The sequence below is a fragment of the Zwartia lucis genome, from assembly GCF_965234455.1.
Taxonomy (GTDB): domain Bacteria; phylum Pseudomonadota; class Gammaproteobacteria; order Burkholderiales; family Burkholderiaceae_B; genus Zwartia; species Zwartia lucis.
Map to the genome: position 1 here is coordinate 278456 of NZ_OZ248473.1, position 22457 is coordinate 300912.

Genomic DNA, 22457 nt, shown 5'->3' on the forward strand with positions numbered 1-22457 from the left:
AACTAAAGGCCTCAGACTAAAGGAGACAGCCTAAAGCGCGATGCGCTTTAGGCCTGATCCAGATCAAACAGTGCCGGGCCTTCCTCATCAATCACCATCCAGCCCCCGCGCATCTTGCCCTGCGGTGCGGTTGGCTCGCAATCCCAGTCTGGCAGTACCCAACGTTCACAGATACGACCGTCCACGTTCAGTACATTACGACCGGGACGATGCGTGTGTCCGTGAATCACAAGGGAAACATTCGCGCTACGAATCGCTGCAGCCACGGCGTCGGCATTGACGTCCATGATCTCCATCGATTTGGTTTGGTTGGCGACCATGCTTTCGCCGCGTGCTTGAGCGGCCATGCTCAGCCGCTCGGGAATACTCTTGGATAAAAAACCAGATTGCCAGGCCGGGTTGCGCACCATGACTCTGAACTGCTGATAGGCCACATCGTCGGTACAATATTCATCACCATGGCTCAGCAGCATCGTGCGGCCACCGATCGTGACGAGTACCTGCTCAGGTAATAAATGTGCGCCTAGGCCAGCAGCGAGCGCGCCGCCCATTAAAAAGTCGCGGTTACCCCTTCCTAGCCAAACGGGAATCTGCGCCGCACAGGCTTTGATCGCCATCAAGTCCCGAGCGAGCCAAGGGGGTGCTACGACAGCGACATCGTCACCGATCCATGCATCGAAAATGTCACCCGGCAACAGCAAGGCCTTAGCCTCGCTGGCGGCGAGCTTTAGAAAATCACGGAAAGCTTCTGCGGTGCCGGTTGTGTACTGCCCCAGATGTACATCCGAGGCGAGCCAGACCGGTCCGTCGAGTTCGATCTTATTCAAGGACAACTGCCTTTGTAATCACAACATCGTTGGTCGGTACATTTTGATGAAAGCCGCTGTTAGCAGTTGGGACACCTTTCATTTTGTCGATCACGTCCTGACCTTCGACAACCTCGCCAAACACGGCGTAGCCCCAGCCCTGAGCAGTCGGCGCAGTGTGGTTCAGGAAGTCGTTGTTCGCGACGTTAATAAAAAACTGTGCAGTCGCTGAGTGAGGATCGCTGGTGCGCGCCATGGCAAGCGTGTACTTGTTGTTTTTCAGACCATTGTTGGCCTCGTTTTCTACGGTGGCCTTGGTGGGCTTTTGCTTAAGGCCTGGCTCGAAACCACCACCCTGAATCATGAAGCCATCGATCACGCGATGGAAAATCGTACCGTCAAAAAAACCGTCTTTGACATAGGCTAGAAAGTTCGCCACAGTCTTAGGGGCTTTTTCAGCGTTGAGAGAAATAATAAAGTCGCCCTGATTAGTGGACATTTTGACGCGTGGTGCTGTGCTCATGGAAGTAACGCCTTGTTTTTGAGTCGAGTTGGAAGGAGAGGCCGCTTGGGCCGATAAAGACACTAGCGGAATCATACCGACCAGTGCGAGGCCGCGCATCAAGCGCAACCCATAAGAGAAAATCGTCATTTCGGGGCATCCTCAAGTAGGTCTTTCACACGTTTAATTTTTGGCGCCAAGCCTGGGACGCCAGCCTGTGCCGCACGTTGGTAGGCGCGCAGTGCAAGATTTAGTTGAACGTCGCCAAGATTGGCGAGTGCAATGGGGTATTTTGGATTGATCATCACGGCCATCTCAAGCGCGCGCCTGGCTTGTTCAAGTTCGTTGCGCTTGACGTATAGCGCGGCGAGGTTGTTCCAAGGTTCTGGTAGCTCGGGAAAACGGGTCGTCATCTGAAGGTAGACGGCTTCGGCTTCGGTAGGGCGGTTCATTTCGGCCAGGATACGGGCATGCAAAAACATGAGCTGCACATCGGTGCCTGGTGTATGACGAAGGGCTTCAACAGCCTGACGCGCCTCCACCGTTTGGAGCGCTTCTTTAAGTCGACCTGCACGAATCAAACCATCGATTCGATGAGAAATTTCGGTCGGTGAAAGTGGAATGCTGGTGTCTACGGAGGGGGCCAGCGCCTCAAGAAGCCTGGCTAAGCCGTCCCAGCCGCCATCGGGGACCTTGTCTCCAAGGACTGTGTTGGCTGAGCTGGGAACCGCAGAGGGCATGGTGTTGCGAAGCGATTGATTGCCACCTCTCTCAGTCGGATCGCTTGCCAAAGGATTGAGCGTGGCAGGTGTGCCCCCACTCAAATTGATTTGGGCGAGCGCAACCCCTGGGATCGACACCGACAGGCACAATGCCATGGCTGTGGCGACCCATGCCGCCATGTTTGTGATCGAACGCGTACTTTTTGCCAACTTCAAGTCGTGGAACCCTCAATTGCTATACTTGTAGAACTACATTTTAGCCCTGCTTTTGACTGACCACACGTATGCTACAGATCTACGACTCATTGTCCCGCTCCAAGCGCCCATTTCGCCCGGTACAGCCTGGCAAAGTAGGGCTTTATGTGTGTGGAATGACGGTATACGACTATTGCCATCTGGGACATGCCAGGATGCTGGTCAGCTTTGACGTTGTGCAGCGATGGCTGCGCGTCTCGGGCTATCAGGTGCAATATGTACGTAATATTACTGATATCGATGACAAAATCATCAGACGCGCGGTCGAAACCAACCGCCGCTTGGGTGAAGTGACCTCCTATTTTATTGATGCGATGCATGCCGACGAGCATGCCTTGTCCGTGCAGTCGCCTGATGCGCAACCCCGCGCGACCGAGTATGTCGGCGATATGCTTGACATCATCGGCAAGCTCGAACAAAAAGGTCTGGCCTATCACGCAGTCGATGGTGATGTAAATTTCGCCGTCCGCGAGTTTCCGGAGTACGGCAAGTTGTCGGGCAAGTCGCTTGACGACTTGCGCGCCGGTGAGCGTGTGGCTGTTGCCTCTTCCAAGCGCGACCCGCTTGACTTTGTCCTGTGGAAATCCGCCAAAGAGCACGAGCCTGCCGACACGCGCTGGGACTCGCCCTATGGCTGGGGTCGACCTGGCTGGCACATCGAGTGTTCGGCGATGAGTAAAGCTCTGCTGGGTTTGCCCCTGGATATCCACGGCGGCGGTCCGGATCTCAAGTTCCCGCATCACGAAAACGAAATCGCTCAGACCGAGGGTGCTTTTGGCGGCACGCTGGCCAACAACTGGATGCATTGCGGTCCGTTGATGGTCGATGCTGAAAAAATGTCCAAGTCGTTGGGCAATTTTCGAACGATCCGCCAAACCATTGGCGTGCTGGACGAAGCCTCCAAGCAAGGACAGCCCGCCGTTACCGAGTCGGCTGCTTACGAGGTCAATCCGCGCGAAGCCGAAATGCTGCGTTTCTTTATCGTGCGTAATCACTATCGCAGTGCACAAAACTACGCACCGGACAATTTGATCGACGCGCAGCTGTCGCTTGATCGGCTCTATCAGACGCTGCAAAATTGCCCGCCTGCGGGTGGCGCGGTCGCCATTGACTGGCAAGCACCGCAGGCGCTGGCCTTTCGCGAGGCGATGAACGACGACTTTAATAGCGCGGGCGCTGTCGCGGCCTTGTTCGAGCTGGCCAGCGAGGTCAATCGCAATAAAAGCGCTGCTTTATCGGCGCAGCTTAAAACACTCGCCGAGCTGCTGGGACTCCTGCAAAAAGACCCAATGGTTTATTTTCAGAGTCCGACACGCTACACCCGTCGCGCGATCGAACAGGGTGCTGCGGGTGAGGACCCCAGTATTGCTGCCGCGCTTTCCGAGTCTGAGATCGAAGCTTTGATCTTGGCCCGGGCGCAAGCCAAGTCGGCGAAAAATTTCGCCGTTGCCGACCAGATTCGTGCGAAACTGAAAAACGCAGGAGTCGAGCTTGATGACAAGCCCGGTGGCCTGACTCAGTGGCGCCGTGCCTAAGGTCTATTCCATGCCTAGTTCTGATATCGCTCAAGGTAAACCTGATTACTGGGATTCGGCGACCGCTCAATTGATGCGGCGTGACCGGATCATGAAAAAAATTATTCCTAAGTACCCGGATATTTTTCTGACCTCACGCGGCAATCCTTTTGTGACACTCGCCCGCTCGATCATCGGTCAACAAATTTCTGTCAAAGCAGCAGAATCGGTTTGGCAAAAGTTTTTGCTCGAATGCGGCAAACGCCCAACCCCTTCAAGTGTCCAGGCTGCTGGCGTGGATCGCCTTCGTGCAGCTGGACTTTCTGGGAGAAAGTGCGAGTACGTCCTTGATCTATCAACACATTTTCTCGACAAGCTCGTGCGGCCTCAAAAATGGGCCAGTATGGAAGACGAGGAAGTGATAGTCGAGTTGACGAACATTCGTGGTATTGGTCGCTGGACTGCTGAGATGTTTTTGATTTTTAATCTTCAGCGGCCCAACATCTTGCCACTTGATGATGCGGGACTATTAAAAGCAATCTCGTTACACTATTTTAGCGGTGAGCCCGTCTCCCGCTTTGAAGCTCGAGAAGTGGCCCAGGGATGGCAACCGTGGTGCACGGTCGCGACTTGGTATTTATGGCGATGCTTGGATCCCACTCCGGTGGAATACTAAGTGCGCCTAGGATTAAATGAGCACATATAGACATGCGCAATACTTTTCTTGAATTTGAACACCCCCTCGGCGAGCTCGAGGGCAAAATCGAACAACTGCGCTATGTGCAGGCGGATTCGGCTGTCGATATTTCAGATGAAATCAGTCGACTTCAACAAAAAAGTCAGACGCTTGCCAAAGATATTTATTCAAAGCTGACACCTTGGCAGACCTCGATGGTCGCGCGTCATCCGCAGCGTCCTTATACGCTGGATTATGTACGTGAAATCTTTACCGATTTTCATGAGCTGCATGGAGATCGTATGTACGCTGACGATTTATCGATCGTGGGTGGGATGGCGCGTTTTAACGGTACGCCTTGCATGGTGATCGGTCACCAGAAAGGTCGCGATACCAAGGAGCGCGCCGCGCGCAACTTTGGGATGCCGCGTCCCGAGGGCTATCGCAAAGCGATGCGCTTGATGCGTCTCGCAGAAAAGTTCAACCTCCCCGTGTTTACCTTTGTCGATACCCCCGGAGCGTATCCAGGCATCGGTGCCGAAGAGCGCGGCCAGTCCGAAGCCATCGGTCACAACCTCTTCGCCATGGCCGAGCTCAAGGTGCCGATCATCTCTACCATCATCGGCGAGGGTGGTTCGGGTGGGGCATTGGCGATCGCGGTCGGTAACGTCGTGTTGATGTTGCAGTACTCAACTTACTCGGTGATTTCGCCCGAGGGCTGCGCGTCGATCTTGTGGCGCAGCCCGGACAAGGCTTCCGAGGCCGCGGCCGCACTCGCCATTACTGCTGATCGACTCAAAGATTTCGGTTTGATCGACAAGGTGGTCAACGAGCCCGTTGGAGGTGCGCATCGCGATCCTCGCGTGATGGCGCGTTTGTTGCGTCGTTCGTTGGCCGATGCGTTGCGTTCGTTGTCTGGCATGACACCTCAACAACTGATCGATCACAGGCTCGAGCGTTTGTTGTCCTATGGTAGTTTCCAAGAGGTGCGCGCCTAAGGGTGGTACCTCAGGTGCCCCCTTTCGCGCTTACTTGCTCCTCTTGATGCACAACGCCTGGCCTGACGCTCCCGTGCGAGCACTTCAGCAGGCGCTTGCAAAGATCCCCGCGGAGCAAGCCGTCGCTGTCGCACTGAGTGGCGGTATGGACTCTGTCGCGCTGGCCTTGGTTGCCGCGCAGGTGTGCGCGCAACGCGGGCAAGCCCTTTATTTTTTTCATATTCATCACGGTTTGATGCCTGAGGCTGATGCCTGGGCCGAACATGTGGACGTGTTTGCGCGTGTGCTCGCTGTGCCTTTGGTCGTGCGTCATGTACAGGTCGATCTGGCGCAGGGGTTGGGCACCGAAGCCTCGGCGCGCGAAGCGCGTTATCAAGCTTTAGCTGCACTCGCAGGCGAGCATCAAGTGGCCGCGCTTTTGCTCGCCCATCATCAGCAAGACCAAGCTGAAACCGTGTTGCTGCGTTTGTTACGCGGGGCAGGGGTATTGGGGCTGAGTGCGATGCAAGACGATGTGGTGCGTCAGGGAATGCGTTTGTTGCGTCCATGGTTGGACATTGAGCGTAAGGAGTTGGTCGCCATCGCGCAGGAGTTTGCGGATCGGACTGGTTGGCAGGCCGTCCAGGACCCCAGTAACACTGATCCGCACTACAAGCGGGGGGCGTTCAGAACGAAGCTCTTGCCTGTTTTAGAAAAACACTGGCCTGCGTGGTGCCAGACGCTGGTGCGCCATGCTAGACAGGCCGCCGAGGTGACGGAAATCTTGGACGAGGTTGCAGCCCTGGATTGGCTCACGCTCGAGCCTGCTTCGTCTGACCAGAGCTTTAGCCTTAAAGCCTGGCGGGACTTGAGCCCAGCCCGACAGGTCTTGGTGCTGCGCTACTGGCTCGAGCAGCAGCAGGTTGCCATGCCCGGAGAGCGACGACTGGCTGATTTAATGCGCCAGTTGAGGCAACTTCATGCCCTGGGACACGACCGGGAGTTATTGTGGCAACACGGTTCCCATACTGTGCGCTGTCTGCGCGGGCGTGTATTGCTGTCTTCGGGCTAAAATAGTGGACTTTGCATCTGCCTATCCGTTTTTACCCTAAATCATGTCACTGATCGTTCACAAGTACGGCGGAACCTCCATGGGATCCGTCGAGCGCATTAAAAACGTCGCACGCCGCGTCGCCAAATGGCATGCGGCCGGCCATCAGGTCGTTGTGGTGCCGTCTGCTATGTCGGGCGAAACCAATCGTCTGTTAGGCCTGGCCCGCGAGCTTTCTGATTCTGCCGATGGTCGCGAGCTCGATATGATCGCCGCCACTGGTGAGCAAGCTTCGAGTGGCCTATTGGCGATCGCACTGCAGGCTGCTGGTCTACAGGCCCGCAGCTACGCTGGCTGGCAAGTTCCCATCCGCACCGACTCCGCCTACACCAAGGCGCGCATCACCGCGATCGATGACAAGCGCATCCGCGCCGATCTCGATGCTGGTCGTGTGGTGGTGGTCACAGGTTTTCAAGGCGTGGATGACGACGGTCACATCACGACGCTCGGACGCGGTGGCTCGGATACCTCAGCTGTTGCCGTCGCTGCTGCTCTCAAGGCAGATGAGTGCCTGATCTACACCGACGTGGATGGTGTGTATACGACGGACCCACGCGTCGAGCCCGATGCGCGCCGCCTGAATGTGATCTCGTTCGAAGAAATGCTCGAGATGGCGTCCCTGGGTTCAAAGGTTTTGCAGATTCGCTCGGTTGAATTCGCGGGTAAATATCGTGTGCCCACGCGGGTCTTGTCCTCGCTGACTGACCCCGACATGCCGCTGGACGAGGAAATGCTCTCCGGCACCCTGATTACTTTTGAGGAAGACGAAAAAATGGAAGCAGCTGTTGTCTCGGGCATCGCCTTTAGCCGCGACGAAGCCAAGGTTACTTTGCTGGGCGTGCCCGACAAACCAGGCATCGCCTACGCAATCTTGGGTAAAGTCGCCGACGCCAATATCGACGTCGACATGATCGTGCAAAACCAGTCCGTGGCCGGTACGACTGACTTTTCCTTTACCGTTCATCGCAACGAGTTTGCACGCACGCTCGCCCTGTTGACCGGTCAGGTCGCACCCGCCGTGGGTGCCCGCGAAGTCGTGTCAGACGACAAGGTCGCCAAGGTCTCGATCGTCGGTATCGGCATGCGCTCACATGCGGGTGTCGCGAGCCTAATGTTTAAAACATTGGCCGCAGAAAATATCAATATTCAGATGATCAGCACCAGCGAGATCAAAACCTCAGTCTTGATCGAAGACAAGTACATGGAGCTCGCCGTCCGCGCGCTGCACAAAGCTTTTGGTCTGGAAACGGCTGCACCGACCAAGATTTAAGAACATAAAGTGATTTAAAAAGGCGCAATTCGTCATGCTAGAATAGCGCCTTGGTTTGGAGGCGTGCCCGAGCGGCTGAAGGGGCTCCCCTGCTAAGGGAGTATGTGCGCTAAAACGTGCATCCAGGGTTCGAATCCCTGCGCCTCCGCCAAGAAGTACTTTTAACTATTTGATTTATATAGAAAAAGTCAAAAATAATAAAAATAAAGATACATTCTAAGACACACTCTTGGCACTGTATGTAGCTGATTTAATAAGGACAATGCTGGACAACGCTTAAAGCTAAAGCGCTATACTATAAAATGGGCTATGTGTTTTAGCAGCTTTGACCCTCTCCGCTTCCCACACAGCTCTTGGGTCTTTCTGCCCCCACATCCTTCTAGACTCCAAACTATATTTCAAAGCTCTAACAGCTAATATGTATCCCTCAATCAAGGGACAGTTATGCCAACAATCCGTCAATATAAAGACACCACCGACCGAATTCAGGTTGTTGAACTCTGGAGAAATGTGTTTGGTTATGAAACTGCTCATAACGAACCGAACTTGGCTATTTCAAAAAAGATAGCGACAAATGATGGCTTGTTTTTTGTCGCAGTTGAAAATACTGACATCGTCGGTACGATTATGGCGGGCTACGATGGGCATCGTGGTTGGTTGTATTCAGTCGCAGTAGATCCAAAAAAACGACTCAGTGGTTTGGGTGGCTCACTCGTTCAACACGCTGAAAAAGCACTTGCTGATTTGGGTTGTATGAAAATCAACCTCCAGCTACTTTCTACGAATGAAGCAACTGCGGCTTTCTACAAGTCTATTGGCTACTCAGTTGAGCCTCGCTTGAGTATGGGAAAAGTGTTGTAAGAGACTGTGTTCGTTTCCCGTGAAATGTAACAACAACCATAGACTGAACGAGTAAGGTTAATCTTAATAAAATGCTTAATGAAATCACTGTCTGGATAGGCTACACGCTAACTAGATACCCTCAAATCATCAAAATAGTGTCAGTATAGGATGGTTTTTTAATTTATTGACACTTTGTAAATGTCCAATTTAGATCCTATTCATACACTTTTAGATTGCGAGGGTGAGATGAGCAAAGGACAACTTGTTGGTTACATTTGTGTGAGTACAGAGGCACAGAACACTGCCCGTCAGGAAGAGGCGCTTGCCGATCTGAAGTTAGATAAGACATTGACAGATAAAGCCTCGGGCAAGGAAACGGATCGTCCTTAATTAGCGGCAGCTCTTGCTCATCTGCTCGAAGGTGACACTTTCATAATCTATTCGATGGATCGCTTGTCTCGCTCACTGAACGATCTGATCACGACAGTCAAAGGACTGACTGCTAAAGGCGTAAAAATTCAGTTCATTAAAGAATCGCTTACTTTTACGGGCGACAACAATCCGATGGCAAACTTGATGCTCGGCATTATGGGGTCGCTTGCTGAATGGGAACGCTCAGTCATTCGTGAGCGTCAACTTCAAGGCATTGCTATTGCTAAAGCTAAGAGGGCGTATAGGCCGAAAGCAATCCCTCAATGAGATAGAGAAAAATGAATTGAGGGCGCTTGCTGCAAGTGGTACGACCAAGAACGCTCTAGCCAAACAGTTTGGAATTTTTCGCAAGAGGTTGTATACGTACTTGAGCTAAGAAAAGACAAGCACCAAGCACAACACTAACTTCATCAGTGGTTTGCGGTTAGAGTGCTCAATATCCCGAATTATGTAAAAATTTTGTATATAAATGTAAACATGTTAACAAAATAGTATATCTTCAATTGAAAAAAATTATCATTCTGGCTCTCATGACATGCGCTGCGCACGTCAGTTCAACATTCGCAATCGAAGCGCCAGAGGGTGTTGTTTTCTGCAGCCAACCGACCGTAATTGAGTTTAGATTCGATCGGACTAATTCCAACAATGATGTGTTTTTGACGATTGACGGTAAGACAGAAAAACTCATGTCTGCCTTTTCTTGGTTTGGGTCGAATCAGGTTGTGCCAGCCGATTTTAAGTTCGCAATATTAGGTAAAGGCAAGTTTGACCCTTTGCTAGTTTTTGAAAGTTATCTGCTAGATGCAAACCAGATTAAATATGTAAAGTGCAATTAACGATTGGAGTACGCAGTGAATTTTTTTCCGTTATGCCTAATCGCGTCTTTGTTGTGAGTGGGGCGGAGCGTCGTAAAACTGTGCAGTCAAATGGTTCTGCAATATATCAAGACAGTGTGCCGAGTTTCAGGATGGTTGCGACTGAGCTTGCTGACTTGCCTGCGTGGCACCTCATCGATTCTGATTGTGTTGTTTCAATTACGTATAAGAGGTAACAAGTGGACTTACTGGGTATGTTTACCGCCTTTAGCTTCTCAGGAATAGCCAGTCGCTTGTCAGGCCGCTGCTGCGTAGTTGCTTGTGTTCTATTCTTATCCGCATGCACCTCTGTTCGCTACGAGTACTACCCACCAACGACGGATGGTGGCCGTCAGTGCGTCGCTCAATGTTCTATTGCGCGTGAGGTCTGTGTTGGTAATGAGAATCAGCGTGCTGCGAATGATCGTCAGGCCTGTGAGCAACGAAATCGGTGGAGCTATCAAAACTGTATTCGTCGGGCGAACAATAAGGACGACGCAAGATCGTGCTCGCGCTATCAAAGCAGTTGCTGGGCGTCGCCCAATACATATCGTTGCGATGAGAACTATCGCAGTTGTTTTGTCGCTTGTGGCGGGCACATTAATGTAATTAAAGAGCAGTGACTTTTAGACCCATCAAACCGTGATCCTTTAAACATACTGATTCAAAAGCCAATTGCTTCGAGGGCATAAATTCGAGTCATGGTAATTCTATGTTCATGTCGCGCTTGTTTGGTAGCGTTGCTGTGCCGTTAGTTCAATAAGCCCAGCCTACCGCAGTCGCCTTAACCCGTCTCATATATATAAGAATGTACGGGGGCAGGGTGCTACCGTGGGTGTTTCGTAAACTTCTGGCGTTGATTTTTGCAGCTAGACTTTTCTTGCCCATGCCGTATTGCAAATTATCGGCAGTGACAGCACGGAAAGCTTCTTCCGTACCCATTCGTGGGCTCGCGTAAGATTACTTAATAGCGTGTAATCTCTATAAACATTACTCACGAAAATCGCCTAGGGTAAAGCAGCCGCGGTTGTGGTGAATGAATGGTTGATTGTCTAGCCCTATATTTTTTGAGTGATTTGTATAAAAGTAACGCTTGTTCCCATCTCGCCAACCCTCCTTGAGTTGACCCCATCATGGGCCTTCTCAGCCCAGACGAACTTGCTGCCTTAATCCCTGCCGAGTCATCGATTTTTCCTGCGCCCATACCAGTTCAGCGTGTCTCAAGTGATGAGTTTTTGCCGGGTGCGCAAACGCCTAAGCAAAAAGAGTACGAAGCGCGTGTGAAGGCGTTGGGTGCCGAGCTTGCAAAAAAACAGGGTCTGACACGCCGCAAGTTTTTTAAATCAGCCTCTGGGATGGCCGCCGCGTTTTTGGCGATGAGTGAAACGTATGCGGTGGTGGAGGTGTCAAAGGTGCGTGGGAACAATTTGAAAAAACAGGTCGGATCGACTGGGTGAGTGATTTAGCGGATATTCCCGGAAAATATGGCGTCAATAATGTATATGCCGATGTCGGACAGCTTTTTGCACAAAGTACGATTGCCGATCCACGCGTCTCGGCCGTGATGATGGGCCAGTTGGTCGCAGGCTTGGGCGCAGACCACGTCTGTTGGGGCACCGATGCCATCTGGACAGGCGCACCGCAATGGCAAATCGAAGCGCTGCGTCGCCTCGAAATCCCCGAAGACCTACAAAAGCGTTATGGCTTGAAGCCATTAGGCCCAGCAGATGGTCCGATCAAGCGCGCCATTTTTGGCGAGAATAATGCTCGGTTGTACAACTTTACGCCGGCCCAACGTGCCGCTGTCAGTGCTGATAAGATCGTCAGCGGTAAAGCAATTTATGACCGGCACGGTGACGGGCGCACCAACATGGCTTACGGGTATGTGAATCGCGGTGTCGCCTGACGTCTTAATAACTCTGGGCCTCTTTTTCACCTTCGTTTAGAAGTGCCCCGAGGTATTGCCTACGAAAGCTAAGCCGCGAACTCAACAAGTCTCGCGACAGGTATTCCTATAGGGAAAAAATCTAATTTTAAAAATCTTAACTGGAAGGGTTAACCCCAATATCTGGCAAAGGCGCAACTCGCCTAGGATTAAGGATTATATAAAGCCTTTGTAAATTGTGTTTGCTGCTAATTTTGTTCGCCCTCGAATCCACTTCAGTACCTTGATTTTGAGGGGCGTGGTTTTTTTGGTGTACGCGATCATGCTCTGCCCGCTCGTATTCGTGGTGTGGCTGAGTTTTTTTAAAGATGCAATTCTTTACTTCCCCCCCTCTGGCTACACCTTGGCTTGGTATGCCAATGCTTGGCAGAACCAAGCTTTTGTAAATGGGTTCATCTTCAGTCTCCAGGTCGCCTTGGTGTCAGCGTTTTTTGGTGTCATTTTGGGTGTAATCGCCGCCTTGGGGCTCATTCGCTACAAATTTAACGGCGGCAAATACTTCAATACACTGCTTTTATCCCCGCTGTTAATGCCAGGGATCGTGACAGGCATTGCGATTTATCTCTTTTATTTGCGCGCGGAAAATTTCTTTGATCGGGACCTGGTCGGAACATTGGGTGGCCTGGTGTTAGCGCACATTTGCCTAACAATCCCTTGGACGGTACGGCTCGTGTCGGCGAGCATGCATGGGTTGGATCCATCGATTGAGGAGGCTGCTCGCAACTTGGGCGCGAATGGTCGCACGGCATTTTTGCGGGTCACTCTGCCGATGCTGCGGCCCGCCATCGTTGCGGCCGCCTTGTTTAGTTTCATTGTTTCCTTTGAAAATCTTGAGGTGTCGCTTTCTCTGGTTGGGCCCGGCAAAACAACCTTGCCGATTGCGATCTTGCAATATCTTGAATTTAATCTTGACCCGACCATCGCGGCTGTGTCAACCGTTCAAATCATCTTGCTTGGCATCATCATGCTCATCACAGATCGATTTGTAAAACTCAGTCAAGTCGTTTAAGCATCATGGCCAAGGTTTCACTTCTTAATTTACGCAAACAGTTTGGCTCTGCAGTCGCCGTGTCAGACTTTTCCCTAGACATCGAGGACGGTGAGTTGGTGGCCTTTTTGGGGCCGAGTGGTTGTGGTAAGACCACGACCCTGCGAATGATTGCTGGCTTCATTGATCCGACTGCGGGACGTATCCTGATCGGTGATACCGATGTCACAACGATACCTGTGCACAAGCGCAATACGGGGATGGTTTTTCAGCGTTACGCTTTATTCCCGCACATGACTGTCGCGCACAACGTATCTTTCGGGCTTGAAATGAAAAAGGTCGATGCAGTCGAGCGTGATCGCAGGATCAACTTGGCTCTGGATATGGTCCGGATGTCTGAGTATCGCGATCGATATCCGAGACAGTTATCTGGCGGTCAACAGCAACGAGTCGCGATTGCGAGAGCATTGGCAATTGAGCCGAAAGTCTTTTTGCTGGATGAACCGTTGTCCAATCTCGATGCCAAGTTACGCTTAGAAGTCCGCGATGAAATTCGCGCCTTGCAGCAGCGCTTGGGTCTCACCACTATATTTGTGACGCACGATCAAGAAGAGGCTTTAGCATTGTCTGATCGCATGGCCATCATGCATGATGGCAAAGTGCAGCAAGTCGGCACACCCAAAGCCGTGTACGAGAAACCTGCCAATCTGTTTGTTGCCGATTTTTTGGGCAAAATGAGTTTTTTTGAGGGTCGTCCTTCGGCTGACTCCACCTTTCAAACCGTGGCAGGTACGACAATTCAGGTTGCTGGGCTCAGCGAGCAGGTGCGCTGTGTTGGCATTCGACCCGAACGCATTACGTTGTCCTCTGCGCCTGAGCTAGACAACAGCCTTCAGGCCACAGTCCAGTCTGTCGCTTATTTGGGCGCAAATATCGATGTGGTCTTAATAGACCAGCAAGGGCAGAAAATCTCTTGTCATTTACCAAACACTCAGGCTTATCAGAGGGGAGAACCCATCAAGTCGGGAAGCCTTCTCTTTGCCAATTTCCGAGGCTCGGACTGTGTCGTTTTTACTGACAAGGATCGAGCATGAGCCAGAGCCAGAGCGTGGCTACCTCTGAATCCTCCAGGCTAGGTTTTTCTCTTGCCTTTCCCGCTTCGATCGTTGTACTCCTCATCATCATGGTCCCAATTCTGTTGATGTTTAGATACAGTTTTAATGAGTTTGATCCACGTACGATGATGAAAGAAGGCTTTACCCTTCAAAATTACATCAATTTTTTTACTGACACGTATTACCGCAAAGTCTTCACAGACACACTTAAAGTCGCGGGGATCTGCACGCTTCTGGCTTTAGTCATGGGTTTTCCTGTAGCGTATTTCTTAGCGAAAACACAAACACGCTTTAAGAGTATCTTGATTATTTTGCTGGTTTTTCCCTTGATGGTCGGGAACGTTGTGCGCGCTGCAGGCTGGATGGTTGTGTTGGGTAATGCCGGGGCTGTGAATGCATTACTGCTCTGGATGGGCGTCATTGATGAGCCCATCAAATTGCTCTACACGCCTTTGGCCGTGGTGATTGGTACAACAGCGGTGGTATTGCCTTTTATGATTTTGACCTTGCAAAGCGTCCTTGAAGGGATGGACTTTGCCGTCGAAGAGGCCGCCCGCAATTTGGGTGCTAACCAGTTCACAACGTTTTGGAGAGTGGTCTTGCCCATCGCCGCCCCAGGAGTAGCGGCGGGCACGATGTTGGTATTTATTTTGTGTATGAATGCCTACGCAACCCCAGTTTTGCTTGGTGGTAGCGGCATCACCATGATGGCGCCATCACTGTACAGTCAAATCGCAAAGGCTTCTAATTGGCCTTTTGGTTCGAGCATGGCACTCATACTTGTTGTGGCTACCATGGCTATCGCGCTGACTTCTAGTTGGCTCATCCACCGACGCTACGTCAGAACCATGACGTCCTGAACATGTCCGGAAACTATCGCTCATGAGTAAAAATCTCATTCTCTTTCGTAATGGCAACTTGCTTGATCCTCTGGCTTCAGACCTGCAGGGGGAGCACGATGTGCTCGTCGAAGGCGGAGTCATTCGTGAAATTTCGTCGACGCCTATAAAGGTAACGGGTGCACAAGAAATTGATGTGAAAGGTAAAACAATCATGCCAGGTCTGATCGACCTACATGTCCATGTACTCGCGACGCAACTGAATTTAAGCACCCAGGGCGTATTGCCTGACGCGCTGGTGATGATGCGTTCAGTGCCGATCATCCAAGCCATGCTACAGCGAGGTTTCACAACCGTACGCGATGCGGGTGGTGCAGGCTGGGGATTAAAGTGTGCCATCAACGAAGGCACGATCAATGGCCCAAGATTGTTTATTTCAGGACGAGCGATCAGTCAAACGGGAGGCCATGGTGACCCGCGTCCTCGTTCAGACCATCTGCGTCCTATGAGTTTTTGTGGCTGCTGCTTCCGTGCCGGGGACATCGGACGTGTTGCTGATGGTGTCGATGAGGTTAGAAAAGCCGTCCGTCAAGAATTGCAAATGGGCGCCGATCAAATCAAAATTATGGCCTCTGGCGGGGTGGCGTCTCCGACAGATCCTATTGCCTCCTGGGGTTACTCCGAGGAAGAAATCACAGCAATGGTTCAAGAAGCAACTGCTAGGCAGACCTACGTCATGGCGCATTCATATACAGCCGAGGCCATCACGCGTGCTATTAAGTTGGGCGTTCGAACGATCGAGCATGGCAACTTGATTGATGCACCGACCGCGCGTCTGATGCATGAGCATGGGGCTTTTGTGATTCCAACCCTCATTACCTTTGAGGCGCTCAGTCTAGAAGGTGAGAAATATGGTTTTCCGGCCGATAGTATTGCCAAAATCGCTGACGTCAGCACGGCCGGACTTTCCTCTTTAGAGATTTATCGTCAGGCGGGTGTAAAGATAGGCTACGGCAGTGATTTGCTCGGACCGTCACAGCGGCTCCAAAGCGAAGAGTTTCGTATTCGCTCCGAGGTGATGCCGTTGCCCGAGGTCATTCGCAGTGCGACAACAACGGCTGCTGAAGTACTCAATATGCAGGGTAAGCTCGGTCGGCTTGAAGTCGGCGCGTTTGCGGACGTGCTCATCGTTGAGGGAAATCCAATGCGCGAGGTGAACTGTCTGTTAGGGCAGGGCGACCATATCCCTCTAGTGATGAAGGAAGGGCAAATTTTTGTCAATCGTCTCTAAGCGGGACATTAAAATACGCACCCACAAGAGCTCACGCCAGCAGACCCGTCATCCGGATCAATGCCGTGACTGTATCGCATGGATAAAGTATTAGGGAGCTAACATGATTGACACAAGTCTGATTGAAAATTTTGACGTAGGTGAAGAAACTCGGCTAATGAATGAGCCCAAAGGGTTGTTCCCAGCAACCCCTGCGACCTCTCGGAACGCGGGGATCGGCCCTTTCAAACGGTTGGTGCTGCGTGGCGCAACGATGATTGATGGTACAGGTGCCCCCCCGTCAGGGCCCTACGATATTGTGGTCGAGAACGGACGAATTTCTGAGCTCAAACTGGTCGGCGCGCCACTTAAAGCGATCAATCCAAAGATTCGTCCGGCACCGGGTGACCATGAGATAGATTGTCACGGCAAATTTGTTACACCCGGTTTGATTGATAGTCATGGACACGTGGGGACTCCATATCATTCAATGAGCGGTGTCGTCCCCCCAGCGGATTACATTTACAAGCTCTGGCTCGCTCATGGTGTCACGACAGTCCGTGAAATGGGCTCCATGAATGGGCTCAGCTATATGCTGCAGCAACGCGAGGCCGCTGAGCGCAATGATATTGCGGCCCCCCGGATGGTTTTGCATTCATACTTTCCTGCTGTGAATGAAAGAATCAAGACGATTTTCACCCCCGCTCAGGCGCGAGACTGGGTGCGCAAGATCAAAGCCAGAGGCGTCGATGGCATTAAGTTTTTTGGTGCGCCACCTGCGATTATGCAAGCCGCCTTGGACGAAGCAAAAGAGCAGGGACTCAAAACAGGTTGTCATCATGCGCAGATGGCCGTGACACAGCTCAATGCACTGACCTCTGCCCAATGGGGTCTGACGAGTTCAGAACACTACTACGGCATTCCTGAGGCACTTTTTGAAAATCGGGTCGTACAAAACTTTCCAACTGACTACAACTATGGGGACGAATACTTTCGCTTTTCTGTATCGGGACAGATGTTCGCCCAGGCGGCGTCGCCAGGCAGTCGCAAATGGAATGACGTGCTGCATCAGTTTCTTGAGTTGGGTCATACCTTTGTCCCCACCTTCAACATTTACGATGCCAACCGCGATTTGATGCGTGCCCGACGTGCTGACTGGCATGGTGACTATTGTTGGAAATCGGTTTGGCGCTATTTTCAGCCCCAACGTGGTGGTCACGGTGCCTACTGGTATCGCTGGAGTGCGACAAACGAAATCGAATGGAAGCGCAACTATCAAATCTGGATGCAATTTGTCAATGACTACAAAAATTTGGGCGGTCGGGTTTGCGCAGGGAGTGACTCAGGTTTTATTTATCAGATATACGGATTTGGCTTGATTCGTGAGCTTGAGCTTTTACAAGAGGCTGGTTTTCACCCGCTTGAGGTATTACGTAGTGCGACCTCACAGGGCGCAGAATTATTAGGCTTACAAGACGATACAGGCAGCATTGACGTGGGTAAGCGTGCAGACTTGTTGGTGCATGATTTCAACCCTTTGGAAGATTTTAAATTGATGTACGGAACCGGCGCGGTTCGTCTCAATGATGACACAGGCAAGGTCGAGTGGCATCGCAGTTTGCGCTATACCATCCGGGCAGGTCTTATTTACGATACGCAAGAACTGCTTGAACAAGTCAAGCAGATGGTCAATGAAAGCTGGCAGGAAGATTATGCAGATCGGCCACCCCGTCGTTGATATTTTCGTCCTTTGCGGATTTCTGGGCAGCGGAAAAACGACGCTGCTCGTGGCTTTGTTGGGCCAACAGTCTTTGGAGGACACCGCTGTTATTGTTAACGAGGCCGGTGAGATTGGTTTGGATGGCGCACTGATTGCAGAAGCTGGCGACGCCAGCTCAACAATCCTGTTGTCCAATGGATGCGTTTGTTGCTCCTTACGCAGTAGCTTGGTGATCACCATTGCAGAGTTGCTTGATGCCCCCCGCAAAATCGGTGCTCCACCTTTACGACGGATCATTTTGGAGACGAGTGGTTTGTCCCGCCCAGGTCCCATTTTGGCCTCACTATCTGACCCAGAGTTGTCATCCCGCAATCTGCGCGTATCTGTCGTGTGTACGTACGACGCTAGTCAAGAGCGGTTCCATGAAGATACGTTTGAAGAAGCAGCGGCTCAGCTGACTGCCGCGCAACGCATTGTGATGACTAAGGTAGATCTGGTTGATGATCACGGACAGATAGAGGCTGAGCAACGCGCGCAAGCGATTAACCCGTTGGCACGTATAGTAGGCGGCCGTGATCGAGATGTCGTGGTGAAAGAAGCATTTTTGGCTCAAGACTTCGCTTCAATCCCAGAACGCGCAGACCTGATTGACAGGGCGATTCAGGCCCTTGGTCAATACAGGCCAGAAGCGGCGCATGCGAGAATTCATGTGATGCGTGCCACGTTGACTCGACCTGTTGTGTGGGAGGAATTTTCTACTTGGCTCGATGATTTGGCAGGGGCGTGTGGCGAGCAGTTGTTGCGAGTCAAAGCACTGGTGCATGTCGAGGATTGCGAAGATCCTATTTTGGTGCAGAGTGTGGGCACGACCTACGGGATGCCCCGCAGGATGCAGCAGCTTCGACAGTCGCCCAACATCATCGTTGTGATTGCCAGAGATTTGAACGCAGAGGATATTGCGTTGCAGTTGCCCCATCCCTTTGTTAAGTTGCAGTCACTCGCAGTGCCCTCAGAACAAACGTTCGGAGTTCCTAGTTCATCACGTCTTTTTACTCAAAGGAGTACTCATGCAAAATACTAATGCAAAACGACGCACATTCCTGAAAACAGCCTCTGGACTGATGCTGGCACCAGCGATGCCGTTGGTAAGCAGTAATGTGTTTGCCCAAGAAAACAGCGTTGTTGTTGGCACTTGGGGAGGAGACTATCAAAACTTGTTGCAAAAAATTGTTAATCCCTTGGTGGATTCAAAAGTCGTCTTTGACACAGGTAATGCAGTCGCTCGCGCGACCAAAGTCCGCGCTGAACGCAGCTCACGGCGTGGTTCTATGGACGTGTGTTTGCTGCAAGATGTCGATATGTATGACGTTTCCCAGCTCGATGTTTTTGAGCCAGCAACGCCTAAAGAAATGCCTAACTTGGCAAATATCTTCGAGCAATTCAAAACGGGCTACTCGATCCCTCACATTTTTAGTGCGATGGTGCTTGTCTATAACAAAGAGAAAATCCCAACGCCACCAGACAGTTTTTCAGCTGCACTCGACCCAAAATATCGCGGCCGTGTAGGTTTCTCGGATATTCTTTTTGTGGCCAACACCCTGTTTGCCGGTCTGGCAAATAAAGGGAATACCTCAAGCTTTGAGCCTGGCATGAAATTCCTTGCTGAGATTAAGAAAAACGATCCTAAAATTTTCCCATCTAACGAAGCTGTAGCTGCCGCTTTGAAATCCGGTGAAATTTGGATGACGTGCATGTGGAAGGCACGCGCGCTTCAATGGCAGGATGCCGGTCTGCCCTTGGGTTTTGTGATTCCAAAAGAAGGAGCTATTGCTGTCACATTTGAAGGCGCTGTTCCAAAGAACTCCAGAAATAAGCCGGGTGCCTACAACTATCTCAACAAAATGCTTGATCCAAAGGGACAGCTTGAGTTCGCCAAGGCAATGGGGTATGCGCCGACGGTACGCAACGCGGACATGCCACCTGATTTACGTGAGCGTGTAGGCTTTACCGACAAAGAGCTCAAAAGTGTTTTTGCGTACGACTCTAAAAATCTTGTGGATGGCAAGGTTGCTTGCTTGGACTACTGGAACAAGTCATTTAAAGCCGGCGCTTAATGTTTGCAAAATTTAAAGGGGCTTGGTGCCCCTTTTTTTGAGGCAGTTTCTTTATTCATGAGAGTCGTGCTCCAAGGCACCCTTGAGCTGGTAGCTTTGTCATAAACGCCTGAAGCTTAGATCAAGTCTGAGCTGATGGTTTGAACTTAGGTGTTCAACCGGCGCCAACACCCAAGCTGATATTTTGTTGTTTGCCGTTGATTGTGTACCTAAAAATCCAGTATTTAGACTGACTGGAATTAACCCATAGGTGTAGCCCCTTGACTAAAGCATCTGTGTATCGGCCGGGTTTTTTAAGATTTTTAACGGTTTGAAAATCCAAGTTAGTCGTCATGTCGATTCCTTTCGTTACCATTTGAGTTACCAATTTCCGCGTCCATAATGAGTTGGACAGCTTTGGCGCAAAGTGTATGGATTTAGAAACGACACTGCACTCACAACACTTAAGAAGTGTGAGTTTTCTTTATATCTTCAAGGACTTGAGGAGTCTAAAAGTCTCTAAACAAACTTGTTAGTGTCCAAATCCATACATTCCTAGGTTAGGACTGCGCCTGCGCCAAGTAGTAAGTAAATACGCGCCTCCCGGGGCGCTTTTTATTTTTACCCACTAATTTACCCACCAATAAAATCGGCTGGTCACCTGCTGGGCATGTATCTGTTGTGACCGGTCGCTCTTAGCCACCTTTGGTTGGTCGCAGTGATGCCCCATCCCTTGTCGGCTACCAGACTCGCGCCCCACCGTACCACGACCCCAAAAGTTCATTTGGGTTCCATCCTGCTACCTTTACACCATGTTCTGCACGAACGACGACCATATTTTTGAACACATCCCGCATAGTTCTTTAAAGCACCGGTAATTTTTTATTTTTAAAATTTTTGAGCTAAGTTCCGGCCGGTACAGATCATTTTAAAAATCAGACTTTAGTACTTACTAAAATTTTTTTGACAGTACTGTGCAGCCATCTGGTTCCATACTGGATTCATTTTTTTGAAACCGTTTTCAATGTCCGTCGCCAACTGATTGTTTAGTAAGTCAGCAATGTAGGTCATCGTACAAACGCAGTATTGCTGCAAATGTTTATCAGATATGTCTTTATTTATGGGTCCTGCACGCTGAGTTTTGAAACTAACTATCGCCGAACCTTTTATGAAGTCAGCTCGCCACAGGCCAGTTATTTGGGCATTCGCTTGTAACGAACTCATCAAGGCTAATACTGCGATTGTACAGAAGCAATGCCAGTTTACTTTTCTCACTATCGACACTGCGAAATAGACTGGATTTTTTGGCATATCTGTTCGCCTAAATATTTATACCCTGATTTTCGATTAGCTCAATTCAGGTCAAGATTTAATGCAGATGGACAACGTTAGTTGCTGACGGTATCTTGCTTAATCAGTTGCGCTCATGTGCTATTGTTGCTTGGGCATTAAATACTAGACCTCGAAAAAGCCTCGGCTTTAAATGCCCTGCAGAACTATTTTTACCTGATACATTTAATGCTGCCGAATATTACCGCCGGCTTGTCGCACTTCACTCTTGCAACCGCCCCTAGTAAATTTCGAACTGCCTTATAGAATGTCATCTTGTAATTAAAAAATGGTGAAAAAAATTACTGCACAACCAAATCAATTTTTTATATTCTTTTGGAAAGAGATCGAAGTTGTTATTGAGTGCAACGAAGCATTGCTTATGTCAGATTGTGCGCGCCTGATGGCGCTGCACCCGTACCTTGTTAAACCAAGCGGATCTTTATTGATCCCTGATATCAAAATTACTCATGATCATGACACTGCCAACTGCACAGTAGAGTTTGCCCATTGGTCTATCAAGACCTTTACGCAAAGGGCAGATCTACTCTTATATTGCACCTTGGCAATCGGGGCAGCATTCCTCAGAAAAATCAAGACCCTAGTTCTTCATGCGGGAGGCTTTATTTTAGAGGGTCAAGCAATCGTCTTTGTGGGGGCAAGCAAGGTTGGAAAAAGCACTCTGGCTTACGAGGCACTCAAAGAGGGACTTCCTATTTTGGGGGATGACATGATTACCTTAAACCCTTTTACTCATGAAGTTGAAGCCTTCCCAAAACCCTTAAAGTTAAGACTGTCACATGCGCAGAATATCTTGAATTCTAACGAATACTTTACACGTTATGAGTATATTTGCGGCAACTTAGAGGGCGAAGAAAGAGTGCTCCTGAGCAGAAGCTCGGCTAGGATGCTTCCCTTAGAAAAATCCTATCCTATTGGGGCAATAGTTCTTTTAAAAAGAAACGATGAATACGAAACTAATATCAAAAAGTTAATGGGATTAGAGGCGATCGCCGCAGGCTTAAATCAACTGATTGGAACTCAAGGCGGAAGTGGTCTTGGTATCCTTAAAACACTTCGGTATTTACTAAATAAACAAAAAATTTATCAGCTCAATATTAGAAATTGGGATACAAAAAATGGTTTAAATTTATTGCTTGTGAATTTAAAAAATCAGTCCAAATAGCGGATCCCAA

The 22457-nt window shown here is 50.4% G+C and carries 23 protein-coding genes, 1 tRNA gene and 2 pseudogenes; 21 read left to right on the forward strand and 5 right to left on the reverse strand.

Annotated features, from left to right (window positions below):
* Positions 1 to 47 precede the first annotated feature (47 nt).
* The 3 genes from AC8GE9_RS07725 to AC8GE9_RS07735 are packed head-to-tail and all read right to left on the reverse strand — an operon-like array spanning position 48 to position 2246.
* Entirely contained in the window at positions 48 to 827 is a 780-nt protein-coding gene (locus tag AC8GE9_RS07725) for a UDP-2,3-diacylglucosamine diphosphatase (protein WP_506676579.1), read from the reverse strand.
* On the reverse strand, positions 820 to 1428 hold the full coding sequence (locus AC8GE9_RS07730) for a peptidylprolyl isomerase (protein WP_506677134.1): 609 nt from the start codon (positions 1426 to 1428) through the stop codon (positions 820 to 822). Before AC8GE9_RS07730 ends, AC8GE9_RS07725 begins: the two co-directional genes overlap by 8 nt.
* Before the next feature lie 26 nt (positions 1429 to 1454).
* Positions 1455 to 2246: a tetratricopeptide repeat protein gene (locus AC8GE9_RS07735; protein ID WP_506676580.1), complete on the reverse strand. Its 792-nt coding sequence runs from the start codon at positions 2244 to 2246 to the stop codon at positions 1455 to 1457.
* A 68-nt stretch (positions 2247 to 2314) separates the two neighbouring features.
* Between AC8GE9_RS07735 and cysS the strand changes: the two genes are divergently transcribed.
* From cysS to AC8GE9_RS07830, 19 genes and pseudogenes are all read left to right on the forward strand, one after another.
* Positions 2315 to 3820 carry a cysteine--tRNA ligase gene (gene cysS / locus AC8GE9_RS07740; protein ID WP_506676581.1) on the forward strand — a complete coding sequence of 502 codons (1506 nt, stop codon included), beginning with the start codon at positions 2315 to 2317 and terminating at the stop codon, positions 3818 to 3820.
* Positions 3821 to 3830: 10 nt separating this feature from the next.
* Positions 3831 to 4475, forward strand: coding sequence for a DNA-3-methyladenine glycosylase family protein (locus tag AC8GE9_RS07745; protein ID WP_506676582.1), 645 nt, complete (start codon positions 3831 to 3833; stop codon positions 4473 to 4475).
* A 32-nt stretch (positions 4476 to 4507) separates the two neighbouring features.
* Positions 4508 to 5473 carry an acetyl-CoA carboxylase carboxyltransferase subunit alpha gene (locus tag AC8GE9_RS07750; RefSeq protein WP_506676584.1) on the forward strand — a complete coding sequence of 322 codons (966 nt, stop codon included), beginning with the start codon at positions 4508 to 4510 and terminating at the stop codon, positions 5471 to 5473.
* Between the two features lie 46 nt (positions 5474 to 5519).
* Positions 5520 to 6524 carry a tRNA lysidine(34) synthetase TilS gene (gene tilS / locus AC8GE9_RS07755; protein ID WP_506676585.1) on the forward strand — a complete coding sequence of 335 codons (1005 nt, stop codon included), beginning with the start codon at positions 5520 to 5522 and terminating at the stop codon, positions 6522 to 6524.
* 43 nt (positions 6525 to 6567) lie between these two features.
* Positions 6568 to 7833 (forward strand): aspartate kinase, encoded by a 1266-nt coding sequence (locus AC8GE9_RS07760; protein WP_506676586.1) that lies wholly within the window; start codon positions 6568 to 6570, stop codon positions 7831 to 7833.
* 57 nt (positions 7834 to 7890) lie between these two features.
* Positions 7891 to 7984 (forward strand) — tRNA-Ser (locus AC8GE9_RS07765).
* A gap of 293 nt (positions 7985 to 8277) precedes the next feature.
* Positions 8278 to 8694, forward strand: a complete 417-nt coding sequence (locus AC8GE9_RS07770; RefSeq protein ID WP_506676587.1) for a GNAT family acetyltransferase — start codon at positions 8278 to 8280, stop codon at positions 8692 to 8694.
* 228 nt (positions 8695 to 8922) lie between these two features.
* A pseudogene (locus AC8GE9_RS07775) lies at positions 8923 to 9375 on the forward strand (recombinase family protein).
* A complete protein-coding gene (locus tag AC8GE9_RS07780) occupies positions 9302 to 9484 on the forward strand; it encodes a helix-turn-helix domain-containing protein (protein ID WP_506676588.1) in 183 nt (60 codons plus the stop codon). Before AC8GE9_RS07775 ends, AC8GE9_RS07780 begins: the two are co-directional and overlap by 74 nt.
* A 693-nt stretch (positions 9485 to 10177) precedes the next feature.
* Positions 10178 to 10585 (forward strand): Aq_678 family protein, encoded by a 408-nt coding sequence (locus AC8GE9_RS07785; RefSeq protein WP_506676589.1) that lies wholly within the window; start codon positions 10178 to 10180, stop codon positions 10583 to 10585.
* A 510-nt stretch (positions 10586 to 11095) separates the two neighbouring features.
* Positions 11096 to 11419 carry a hypothetical protein gene (locus tag AC8GE9_RS07790; protein WP_506676590.1) on the forward strand — a complete coding sequence of 108 codons (324 nt, stop codon included), beginning with the start codon at positions 11096 to 11098 and terminating at the stop codon, positions 11417 to 11419.
* Positions 11416 to 11868 carry a hypothetical protein gene (locus tag AC8GE9_RS07795; RefSeq protein WP_506676591.1) on the forward strand — a complete coding sequence of 151 codons (453 nt, stop codon included), beginning with the start codon at positions 11416 to 11418 and terminating at the stop codon, positions 11866 to 11868. Before AC8GE9_RS07790 ends, AC8GE9_RS07795 begins: the two co-directional genes overlap by 4 nt.
* 301 nt (positions 11869 to 12169) lie before the next feature.
* Positions 12170 to 12916 (forward strand): ABC transporter permease, encoded by a 747-nt coding sequence (locus AC8GE9_RS07800; RefSeq protein WP_506676592.1) that lies wholly within the window; start codon positions 12170 to 12172, stop codon positions 12914 to 12916.
* Positions 12917 to 12921: 5 nt separating this feature from the next.
* Positions 12922 to 13989 carry an ABC transporter ATP-binding protein gene (locus AC8GE9_RS07805; RefSeq protein ID WP_506676593.1) on the forward strand — a complete coding sequence of 356 codons (1068 nt, stop codon included), beginning with the start codon at positions 12922 to 12924 and terminating at the stop codon, positions 13987 to 13989.
* The gene (locus AC8GE9_RS07810) at positions 13986 to 14870 is read left to right on the forward strand and encodes an ABC transporter permease (protein WP_506676594.1); all 885 of its coding nucleotides are present in this window, start codon (positions 13986 to 13988) and stop codon (positions 14868 to 14870) included. Before AC8GE9_RS07805 ends, AC8GE9_RS07810 begins: the two co-directional genes overlap by 4 nt.
* Before the next feature lie 22 nt (positions 14871 to 14892).
* Complete coding sequence (locus tag AC8GE9_RS07815; RefSeq protein ID WP_506676595.1) at positions 14893 to 16140, forward strand: metal-dependent hydrolase family protein; 1248 nt, start codon at positions 14893 to 14895, stop codon at positions 16138 to 16140.
* Between the two features lie 103 nt (positions 16141 to 16243).
* Positions 16244 to 17857, forward strand: a complete 1614-nt coding sequence (locus AC8GE9_RS07820; protein ID WP_506676596.1) for an amidohydrolase family protein — start codon at positions 16244 to 16246, stop codon at positions 17855 to 17857.
* A complete protein-coding gene (locus tag AC8GE9_RS07825; RefSeq protein ID WP_506676597.1) occupies positions 17832 to 18920 on the forward strand; it encodes a CobW family GTP-binding protein in 1089 nt (362 codons plus the stop codon). The genes AC8GE9_RS07820 and AC8GE9_RS07825 overlap by 26 nt, the downstream gene beginning before the upstream one ends.
* Positions 18907 to 19953, forward strand: a complete 1047-nt coding sequence (locus AC8GE9_RS07830) for an ABC transporter substrate-binding protein (RefSeq protein ID WP_506676598.1) — start codon at positions 18907 to 18909, stop codon at positions 19951 to 19953. Before AC8GE9_RS07825 ends, AC8GE9_RS07830 begins: the two co-directional genes overlap by 14 nt.
* 154 nt (positions 19954 to 20107) lie before the next feature.
* Here AC8GE9_RS07830 and AC8GE9_RS07835 read toward each other — a convergent pair whose 3' ends face one another.
* On the reverse strand, positions 20108 to 20308 hold the full coding sequence (locus AC8GE9_RS07835; protein WP_506676599.1) for an Arm DNA-binding domain-containing protein: 201 nt from the start codon (positions 20306 to 20308) through the stop codon (positions 20108 to 20110).
* Positions 20309 to 20874: 566 nt separating this feature from the next.
* Positions 20875 to 21243 (reverse strand): hypothetical protein, encoded by a 369-nt coding sequence (locus AC8GE9_RS07840; protein ID WP_506676600.1) that lies wholly within the window; start codon positions 21241 to 21243, stop codon positions 20875 to 20877.
* 125 nt (positions 21244 to 21368) lie between these two features.
* On the opposite strand from AC8GE9_RS07840, the pseudogene AC8GE9_RS07845 reads away from it, so the two are divergent.
* A pseudogene (locus tag AC8GE9_RS07845) lies at positions 21369 to 21506 on the forward strand (IS30 family transposase); the annotation flags it as partial.
* Between the two features lie 44 nt (positions 21507 to 21550).
* Positions 21551 to 22447, forward strand: coding sequence for a hypothetical protein (locus tag AC8GE9_RS07850; RefSeq protein WP_506676601.1), 897 nt, complete (start codon positions 21551 to 21553; stop codon positions 22445 to 22447).
* Positions 22448 to 22457: the final 10 nt, after the last annotated feature.